The following is an 8,056-nucleotide window of genomic DNA, read 5'->3' as shown; positions in this document are numbered from 1 at the left end:
CGCAACGCCCTGGGCCGGAAGATGATGACCAAGCTCAAGGTCTACCCGGGCGAGCAGCATCCCCACGCCGCGCAGCAGCCGGCCCCCCGCCAGGTGGAGGCCTGAGGAACATGCCGATCCAGACCGAGAACGGGTTCTACGCCACCGGCCGCCGCAAGGAGTCCACGGCCCGGGTATGGGTGAAGGAAGGAAACGGGACCATCGTCGTCAACGGCCTTCCGCTCGACGAGTACTTCGGGCGCGAGACCTCGAAGATGATCCTCAACCAGCCGCTGCAGATCCTCGAGCAGGTGGGGAAGGTCGACGTCACGGTGAATGTCGTCGGCGGGGGCCTCTCCGGCCAGGCCGGGGCCATCCGCCACGGGCTGTCGCGGGCGCTCGTCGAGTACAACCGGGAGCTGCGGCCGCGCCTCAAGGAGGCGGGGTTCCTGACGCGCGACTCGCGCGCCAAGGAGCGCAAGAAGTACGGCCAGCGCGGGGCCCGGGCGCGGTTCCAGTTCTCGAAACGCTAACTTCTCACCCTCTCGAAAGGAGCGGCTGTTTGATTTCCGTCTCGATGAAGGAGCTTCTGGAGGCGGGTGTCCATTTCGGGCACCAGACCAAGCGATGGAACCCGAAGATGAAGGAATACATCTTCGGGAAGCGGAACGGCATCTACATCATCAACCTCCAGAAGACCCTGAGACAGTTCCAGCAGGCGGTGGACTTCGCCGTCCGCCTGGGGACCGAGGGGAAACAGGTTTTGTTCGTGGGGACGAAGCGGCAGGCGCAGGACGCCATCGCCGAGGAATCGACGCGCTGCGGCATGCACCACGTGAACCAGCGCTGGCTGGGAGGCATCCTCACGAACTTCAAGACCATCAAGCGGCGCATCGACCGGCTGCGCAAGCTGGAGGAGCTCACCGCCACGGGGGAGGCGGTCGGCTACACCAAGAAGGAATTCGCGCAGCTGCTGAGGGAGAAGACGAAGCTGGCGCGGGTCCTGACCGGGATCAAGGCGCTGGACCGGGTCCCGGACGCCCTGTTCGTGGTCGACCCCAAGAAGGAGCAGATCGCGGTCTCCGAGGCCCGCAAGCTGGGCATCCCGGTCATCGCCATCGTGGACACCAACTGCGATCCGGACGAGATCGACTTCGCCATCCCGGGAAACGACGACGCCATCCGGGCGATCCGGCTGTTCACCTCGCGGGTGGCGGATGCGCTTTTGGAAGGCGGAACGATGCGCGTCAAGGTCGAGCCATCGGGAGAGGGAGCGACCTCCGGCCCGCTGAGCCACGACGACGCCGAGAAGCTGGCGCGGGAGATGCTCCAGGCCGCGGATGCCACGGAGGCACCTTCCGAGGCGGGGCCGAGGAGGGCACGCCGCAAGACCGCCGCCGCGGTGGACGCCACCGACGAGGCGCGCAGCGCCACGGCGGGAGTGGTCACGGCCTCCGACCGCGGGCCGTCGTCCGAATAGCCGCATCGCGCCGGAGTCCCGGCGCGCGGATGTACATCGGAGGTAGGCGCGCCGCATCTCCCTCTCAGCGGCCACGCAAGTCCCCCGCAATCGACTCAAAATTGCCAATCGGTCTGGAGGCATTCGGGATGGAAATCACCGCGGAAATGGTCAGGAGCCTGCGCGAGCGCAGCGGCGCAGGCATTATGGAATGTAAGACGGCGCTGTCGGAATCGAAGGGGGACGCCGAGCAGGCCTTCCAGATTCTCAGGAAACGCGGGCTGGCGGGGGCCGCGAAGCGCTCCGGCCGCGCCACCTCCGAGGGGACCGTGGCCTCCTACATCCACCCCGGGGGCCGCGTCGGCGTGCTCCTGGAAGTGAACTGCGAGACCGACTTCGTGGCGCGCACCGCCGAGTTCCAGGAGATGGTGCGCAACCTGGCGATGCACATCGCCGCCTCCCAGCCGCGCTTCGTCGCTCGTGAGGAAGTTCCCGAGACGACCGTCGGCAAGGAGCGCGAGATTTACATGGCGCAGGCGCGCGCCTCGGGGAAGCCGGAGGCCGCCCTCGCGAAGATCGTCGACGGCAAGGTGGGGAAGTACTATCAGGATTTCTGCCTGATGGAACAACCCTATGTTCGGGATCCCAATCAGACCGTGAAGGACTACGTGACGGCCGTCATGGCCAAGACCGGCGAGAACATCCGGGTCCGGCGCTTCGCCCGCTTCGCCCTGGGCGAGACCCTGGCGGCGGAATCGGCGGCCCCGGCTGCCGGCGGCGAGGCCTGAAGACGGCTCCGGCGAGATAACATGTCCTCCCCAGCCACACCGCGGTACCGCAGGGTCCTGCTCAAGCTCAGCGGCGAGTCCCTCATGGGCGATCAGGGCTTCGGGATCGACTCCCAGGTGGTGGCGCGTCTCTCCGAGGAGATCCGCGAGATCCACGAGCTGGGGGTGCAGGTCGCCTGCGTCATCGGCGGCGGGAACATCTTTCGCGGGCTGTCGGCCAGCGAGAGCTCCGGCATCGATCGGGTGACCGGCGATCACATGGGCATGCTCGCCACGCTGATCAACGCGCTGGCGCTGCAGGACCGGCTCGAGCAGATCGGCGTGCACACGCGCGTCCTGTCCGCCATCGAGGTACGCGAGGTCGCGGAGCCCTACCTGCGGCGGCGCGCCGTGCGGCACCTCGAGAAGGGCCGCGTCATCATCATCGCCGCGGGTACCGGCAACCCCTTCTTCACGACCGACACCGCCGCGGCGCTGCGCGCCATGGAGGTCAAGGCCGAAGTCATCCTGAAGGCGACGCGGGTGGATGGCGTCTACAGCTCCGACCCGGAGAAGTTTCCCGAGGCCGAGCGCTTCGAGGAGATCACCTACATCCAGGTCCTCGAAAAAGGACTCCAGGTGATGGATTCCACGGCGATTTCCCTCTGCATGGACAACCGCGTCCCCATCATCGTCTTCAACTCCGGCGTGCGGGGAAACATCCGCCGGGTGATCCTCGGCGAGAAGATCGGGTCGCTGGTTAGGGGCTGAGACGAAGTCGAGGAGGAAGGATGGTCAAGGATATCCACGCCGCCGCCGAAAAGAAGATGAAGCACTCGGTCGAGGTGACCCGAAAGGATCTGGCCACGATTCGGACGGGTCGCGCCAGCCTCGCAATCCTGGACGGCATCCACGTCGACTATTACGGAACCGCGACGCCTCTGAACCAGGTCGCCACGCTGGCGGTGCCGGATCCGACGCTCATCACCATCCAGCCCTGGGAGCCGGCCCTCACCAAGGAGATCGAGAAGGCGATCCTGCAGTCCGAGCTGGGGCTCACGCCCGCCAACGACGGCAAAGTGGTTCGCCTGCCCATCCCTCCGCTGACCGAGGAGCGGCGCAAGCAGCTCGCGAAGAAAGTGCACCACGTCGGAGAAGAGGGAAAGACGGTCGTCCGTCAGCATCGCCGGGAGGCCAACGACAGCCTCAAGGCGCTGCTCAAGGACCATAAGATTTCCGAGGACGATGAGAAGCGCGCCCTCGAGGAGATTCAGGAGCTCACCGATCGATCGGTGAAGCAGATCGACGATCTGGTCCAGAACAAGGAGAAGGAAATCCTCTCCGTGTAAAGGCGCCCCTCCCGGCAGCGCCTCCCGTCCGCGAACCGAGCAGAGGCCATGGACTCCTCCCCCCTCGCGGGACGCCAACCCCCCGATTGCGCCGCCATCCTGGTCGCGGCCGGCCGGGGCGTTCGCGCCGGCGCTGGCGAGCCGAAACAATTCCGCTCCCTCGGCGGCGTGCCGCTGCTGGCGCGCACCGTCCTGCCTTTTGTGCACTGCGAGGCGATCGCGAGGCTCGTCCTGGTGGTGCCGAACCCCGAGGACGCCCGACGGCGCCTGAGCGACCACTTGCCCGCAGGGGCTCCCGTCGATTATGTGCAGGGGGGCGACACACGACAGCAATCCTCCGCCGCGGGACTCGCCGCGGCGGGCAATTTCCCGATCGTCCTGGTGCACGATGGAGCCAGGCCGTTCGTGGACGAGCCCTTGATCCGGCGCGTCCTGGAAGAAGCCCGGCGCAGCGGCGCGGCGGTGCCCCTGGTGCCGGTCAGCGAGACCTTGCGGCGCGTCGACTCGGAAGGCGCCAGCCTGGGAACGGTGCGACGCGAGGAGTTCGCTCTGGCGCAGACGCCGCAGGGATTCCGCAAAGAGGTTCTGGAGCGCGCCCTCCGGTGGGCGCTCGAGTCGGGGTTCGAGGGGACCGACGAGGCGGAGCTCGTCGAGAAGTCGGGCCAGAAGGTGACCCGCGTCGAGGGAAGCGCCGCCAACATCAAGATCACCACGCCGGAGGACCTGGCGAGGGCGCGGCGCCTGCTCGACGAGGGGCCCGCGTCCGACGGTCTAAGAGTCGGCATTGGCTACGACATCCATGCTCTCGTGTCGGGCCGGGAGTTGATTCTCGGCGGAGTGAAGGTGCCTCATCCCTTCGGACCGGCGGCTCATTCAGACGGCGATCTGATCTGTCACGCCGCCACCGACGCTCTGCTCGGGGCGGCCGGCCTGCCCGACATCGGCCAGCTTTTTCCCGATACCGATCCGGAGTGGAAATCAGCCTCCAGCCTCCGGCTTCTCGAGGAAGCGGCCTCCCGGGTCCGAGGCGCCGGATACCGGTTGGTCAATCTGGATCTGGTGCTCGTGGCGGAGGAGCCCCGGCTGGTGCCGCACCTGCCGGCGATCCGGACGAACCTCGCCCGGGCGCTGCACTGCTCCGAGGAGCGCATTGGAGTGAAGGGAAAGCGCGGGGAGGGGATCGGCTTCGCGGGGAGACGGGAAGGGATGGCGGCCCAGGCGGTGGTGCTGCTGGCACGCGAGGAGAAGCCCGTCCGGTGACGGTGCGCACCCGCTTCGCTCCCTCGCCGACGGGCAGGCTGCACGTGGGCAACGCCCGCACCGCGGTGTTCAACTGGCTGTTCACGCGGCGCGCGGGAGGCCGGTTCATCCTGCGCATCGAGGACACCGACCAGGAGCGCTCCACCCGGGAGTTCGAGGCCGGCATCCTCGCCGAGCTGCGATGGCTCGGGCTGGATTGGGATGAAGGGGTCGACTCGGGCGATTCGGGCCCTTACCGCCAGTCGGAGCGGCGCGACCGGTACGAGGCCGCCTTCCGCCGGCTGCTCGAAAAAGGGGAGGTCTACTACTGCTTCTGCACTCCGGAGCAGCGGGAGGCCGACCGCGGGAGGGACCTGAAGGAAGGACGGCCGCCCAGGTATCCGGGACGCTGCCGCGAGCTGCCGGCGGAGGAGGTCTCCCGTCGGATGTTCGCGGGGGAGCGGCCTGCCGCGCGTTTTCGCATTCTCGAAGGGACGGTCGAGTTCGAGGATCTGATCCGGGGGCCGATTGCCTTCGACTCCCGCCAGATCGGGGATCCCGTCATCCTGCGCGGCGACGGATGGCCGACCTACAACTTCGCGGTCGTGGTGGACGACGTCGAGATGGAGATCACGCACGTGATTCGCGGCGAGGACCACATCACCAACACCCCGAGGCAGCTTCTTCTGTACCGCGCCCTCGGCGCAGCGCCGCCACGGTTCGCCCACCTGCCGCTCGTCCTGGGTCCTGACCATGCGCCGCTCAGCAAGCGGCACGGAGACACTTCCCTGTGGCAATACCAGGAAAAGGGCTACCTCCCCGAAGCCATCCTGAACTACCTGGCACTGCTGGGGTGGTCCTCGCCCACCGGCAAGGAGATTCTTTCACCGGAGGAGTTGGTGGCGGAATTCGATCTCGAGCGGGTGGGCCGCGCGGCCGGGGTGCTGGATCCGGTCAAGCTCGATTGGGTGGCGAACCAGCACCTGCGCCGGGCGGAGATCAACCGGCTGGTGGATCTGGCGATTCCCATTCTCGAAGCGGGAGGAGAGCTGAAATCACCCGTTTCGCCGGGCCACCGCGCCTGGCTCATCTCGCTGCTCGATCTGCTCAAGCCTTCCGTCTCCAGCCTCTCGCAGATTCGCGACAGCGACGCGATGGACATTCTCCTTCGCTTCAATCCCGAAAACTCCCTGTCCGATCCGGAAGTGCGCAAAGACCTGGGGGACCCGCGCTGCCGGGAGGTAATCCGGACCTTCGCGTCCCTCGTCCCGTCGGACTCGCCCCTGGACGCGCAAACCTACAAGCAAGCGGCCCAGGAGACTGGAAAACGCACGGGAACGAAAGGGCGGGACCTCTATCATCCGATCCGCGTCGCCCTCACCGCGAGGGTGTCCGGGCCCGAGCTCGTCAAGCTTGTCCCCCTGATCGAGGAGGCCTCCAGGCTGGAGTTCCCCAGCCCGGTGCCGGGTTGCTTCGACAGGGCGACTTCCATCGCCAATCTGGCGGGAGAGGCACTATGAAGGCAGCACGCGCCGAAATCCTTTACGGGGTGCACCCCGTCCTGGAGACCCTGAAGTCGGGTCGGCGCCAGGTGGAGCAGATCTTCGTCACGTCGGGACGGCAGGACAGGAAAGTTCGCGCCCTGCTGGCCCTGGCGACCAGCCGCGGCGTCCCGGTATCGAGAAACCCCCGGGAGGAGCTGGACCGGCTTTCCAATGGGGGAGTGCACCAGGGGGTCGTTGCCCGGGTGGTCGGCAGCGGTCCGATGGGCGTCGAGGAGGTCCTGGCCTCCACCGGGAGCCGCCCCTTCTTCCTGGTGCTGGACCAGGTCGAAGATCCCAGAAACCTCGGCGCCGTCTTGAGATCCGCCGCCGCCGCACGCGTCGATGGCGTATTCATCCCGGAGCACGGGTCGGCCCATACGGGTCCCGGGGTGACCAAGGCCTCCTCCGGCCACGCCGACAAGGTGAAGCTGGCGATCGCCGGGAATCTGGTGACCCTCATGGAAAAGCTGAAAGAGCGCGGCATCTGGGTGGTCGGCCTCGATTCCAGCGCGGCGACCCCCTGGACTCATTTCGATTACTCGCTGCCCCTCGCCCTGGTCCTGGGTGGAGAAGAAAAGGGAATGAGGCGCCTGGTCCGGGAGCATTGCGACGTCCTGGTGAGCATTCCGCTGGCGGCGGGGGTCGATTCCCTGAATGTCTCGGTGGCGGCCGGCATCGCCCTGTTCGAGGTGGTCCGACAGCGAGGGGAGCGGGGACCCGGATAGGCCTTTTGTGAAAAAAACCTCTTGCATCTTAAGTGTTCGCTTTGCTAGCATTACGGGTTCGCACAAGCTGGCGTAGCTCAGCCGGTAGAGCAGCTGATTTGTAATCAGCGGGTCGGGGGTTCGAATCCCTTCGCCAGCTCCGCGCAAAAAGCCCGGCCCCGAGCACCTCCGGGCGGAAAATCTGGGGAGATTCCCGAGCGGTCAAAGGGAGCAGACTGTAAATCTGCCGCCGTAGTGCTTCGGAGGTTCGAATCCTCCTCTCCCCACCACCCTCGCGCCGCGAGGCGCGGCGGGTGGGGCAAGGCAGGATTGAGGCGAGCGGGAGTAGCTCAGTGGCTAGAGCGTCAGCCTTCCAAGCTGAGGGTCGCGGGTTCGAATCCCGTTTCCCGCTCCATTCTTCCGGCGCCGCAGGATCCGCGTGAAACTCCTGCCGGACCGGCGCGCGGGCGCCCGGCTCCGGCATTCAGCTTTCGCCCACGTGGCTCAGTGGTAGAGCACGTCCTTGGTAAGGACGGGGTCACCGGTTCAATCCCGGTCGTGGGCTCCATCTGCAATCCGGTCCCCCGGGCCACATGGCGAGGGAGGGTGTAGGGAGATGTCCAAGGAGAAATTCGATCGCTCAAAGCCGCACGTGAACGTGGGAACGATTGGCCACGTGGACCACGGGAAGACGACGCTGACCTCGGCGATCACGATGGTGATGGCGAAGAAGTTCCCGAAGGTGGTGGTGCGGTCGTTCGACAGCATCGACAACGCGCCGGAAGAGCGGGAGCGCGGCATCACGATCGCGACGGCGCACGTGGAGTACGAGACGGACAAGCGTCACTATGCGCACGTGGACTGCCCGGGGCATGCCGACTACGTGAAGAACATGATCACGGGGGCGGCGCAGATGGACGGGGCGATCCTGGTGGTGAGCGCGGCGGACGGACCGATGCCGCAGACCCGGGAGCACATCCTGCTGGCGCGTCAGGTGGGCGTGCCGCGCATCGTG

The 8,056-nt window shown here is 66.8% G+C and carries 10 protein-coding genes and 4 tRNA genes; all 14 read left to right on the top strand.

Annotated features, from left to right (window positions below; genetic code table 11):
* On the top strand, positions 1-105 hold a 105-nt coding region (locus tag VFW45_02565; protein HEU5179644.1), incomplete at its 5' end, for a 50S ribosomal protein L13.
* 5 nt (positions 106-110) lie between these two features.
* Positions 111-512: a 30S ribosomal protein S9 gene (gene rpsI, locus VFW45_02560; GenBank protein ID HEU5179643.1), complete on the top strand. Its 402-nt coding sequence runs from the start codon at positions 111-113 to the stop codon at positions 510-512.
* 29 nt (positions 513-541) lie between these two features.
* Positions 542-1,459: a 30S ribosomal protein S2 gene (rpsB, locus tag VFW45_02555; protein HEU5179642.1), complete on the top strand. Its 918-nt coding sequence runs from the start codon at positions 542-544 to the stop codon at positions 1,457-1,459.
* A gap of 128 nt (positions 1,460-1,587) precedes the next feature.
* On the top strand, positions 1,588-2,226 hold the full coding sequence (locus VFW45_02550; GenBank protein ID HEU5179641.1) for a translation elongation factor Ts: 639 nt from the start codon (positions 1,588-1,590) through the stop codon (positions 2,224-2,226).
* 21 nt (positions 2,227-2,247) lie between these two features.
* The gene (pyrH, locus tag VFW45_02545) at positions 2,248-2,976 is read left to right on the top strand and encodes a UMP kinase (protein HEU5179640.1); all 729 of its coding nucleotides are present in this window, start codon (positions 2,248-2,250) and stop codon (positions 2,974-2,976) included.
* A 20-nt stretch (positions 2,977-2,996) separates the two neighbouring features.
* Positions 2,997-3,554 carry a ribosome recycling factor gene (frr, locus tag VFW45_02540; protein HEU5179639.1) on the top strand — a complete coding sequence of 186 codons (558 nt, stop codon included), beginning with the start codon at positions 2,997-2,999 and terminating at the stop codon, positions 3,552-3,554.
* Positions 3,555-3,602: 48 nt separating this feature from the next.
* Positions 3,603-4,814, top strand: a complete 1,212-nt coding sequence (gene ispD / locus VFW45_02535; GenBank protein ID HEU5179638.1) for a 2-C-methyl-D-erythritol 4-phosphate cytidylyltransferase — start codon at positions 3,603-3,605, stop codon at positions 4,812-4,814.
* Complete coding sequence (gltX, locus tag VFW45_02530) at positions 4,811-6,313, top strand: glutamate--tRNA ligase (GenBank protein HEU5179637.1); 1,503 nt, start codon at positions 4,811-4,813, stop codon at positions 6,311-6,313. Before ispD ends, gltX begins: the two co-directional genes overlap by 4 nt.
* Entirely contained in the window at positions 6,310-7,062 is a 753-nt protein-coding gene (gene rlmB, locus VFW45_02525; protein HEU5179636.1) for a 23S rRNA (guanosine(2251)-2'-O)-methyltransferase RlmB, read from the top strand. The genes gltX and rlmB overlap by 4 nt, the downstream gene beginning before the upstream one ends.
* Positions 7,063-7,128: 66 nt before the next feature.
* Positions 7,129-7,201, top strand: a tRNA-Thr gene (locus tag VFW45_02520).
* Between the two features lie 44 nt (positions 7,202-7,245).
* Positions 7,246-7,331, top strand: a tRNA-Tyr gene (locus VFW45_02515).
* Between the two features lie 49 nt (positions 7,332-7,380).
* Positions 7,381-7,456: transfer RNA gene (locus tag VFW45_02510), tRNA-Gly, on the top strand.
* Positions 7,457-7,534: 78 nt separating this feature from the next.
* Positions 7,535-7,609, top strand: a tRNA-Thr gene (locus VFW45_02505).
* A 48-nt stretch (positions 7,610-7,657) separates the two neighbouring features.
* Positions 7,658-8,056, top strand: a 399-nt coding sequence (locus VFW45_02500) for a GTP-binding protein (GenBank protein ID HEU5179635.1), incomplete at its 3' end; no start/stop codon positions are given.

Source organism: Candidatus Polarisedimenticolia bacterium (genome assembly GCA_035764505.1).
GTDB lineage: Bacteria > Acidobacteriota > Polarisedimenticolia > Gp22-AA2 > AA152 > AA152.
The sequence above is the reverse complement of the archived record's forward strand: the minus strand, read 5'-3'. Positions and strand labels throughout refer to the sequence as shown.

Bases quoted from the DNA above. Each gene is read 5' to 3' on its own strand.
- rpsI (HEU5179643.1), top strand. From the start codon at position 111: ATGCCGATCCAGACCGAGAACGGGTTCTACGCCACCGGCCGCCGCAAG.
- VFW45_02550 (HEU5179641.1), top strand. From the start codon at position 1,588: ATGGAAATCACCGCGGAAATGGTCAGGAGCCTGCGCGAGCGCAGCGGC.
- pyrH (HEU5179640.1), top strand. From the start codon at position 2,248: ATGTCCTCCCCAGCCACACCGCGGTACCGCAGGGTCCTGCTCAAGCTC.
- frr (HEU5179639.1), top strand. From the start codon at position 2,997: ATGGTCAAGGATATCCACGCCGCCGCCGAAAAGAAGATGAAGCACTCG.
- ispD (HEU5179638.1), top strand. From the start codon at position 3,603: ATGGACTCCTCCCCCCTCGCGGGACGCCAACCCCCCGATTGCGCCGCC.
- rlmB (HEU5179636.1), top strand. From the start codon at position 6,310: ATGAAGGCAGCACGCGCCGAAATCCTTTACGGGGTGCACCCCGTCCTG.